The sequence below is a fragment of the Mesorhizobium sp. LNJC405B00 genome (assembly GCF_000502615.1).
Classification (GTDB): Bacteria; Pseudomonadota; Alphaproteobacteria; order Rhizobiales; family Rhizobiaceae; genus Mesorhizobium.
The window spans coordinates 1-401 of sequence record NZ_AYWC01000062.1 but is presented as its reverse complement, the minus strand read 5'-3'; the positions used below and the strand labels follow the sequence as shown (position 1 = coordinate 401).

The window sequence follows — 401 nt, the reverse complement described above, 5'->3', positions numbered from 1 at the left end:
CCGGGCAGGCGTTTCGCAGACTTCCTCCCGGCAGTTCTCCAGGTAGCCGATGAGATCGAACGCCCTGCCGTTGGCGTCGAGCCATCGCGCGTTTTTCCACGACGCGCGCACAAAAACATCGCCGCCTTGCGCCATCACCTTGGCGATCCGCTCGGCCTGCAGATAGGCGCGGTCACCGATGCGGATCTCGCCCGGCACCACCGGCACGCGGTCGATCAGCTCGGCCTCGCTCTGGTCGGTGATCTCGATGAAGTCGAACTGCTCGCGCTCAAGCTCGAAGGCGCAGTGCATGCGCCAAAGACCATTGTTCTTCTTCTCATACGCACCGGCCTTGGCAACCGCTGTCGCATCGAGGATGCGGATCAGTCGGCCTTTGGCCAAACCTAGATCGGAAGAGCGTC

Annotated in this window: 1 pseudogene; it reads right to left on the bottom strand. The window is 62.8% G+C overall.

The features are described 5' to 3' along the window. A pseudogene (locus X756_RS136275) lies at positions 1-381 on the bottom strand (hypothetical protein); the annotation flags it as partial. Positions 382-401 lie beyond the last annotated feature (20 nt).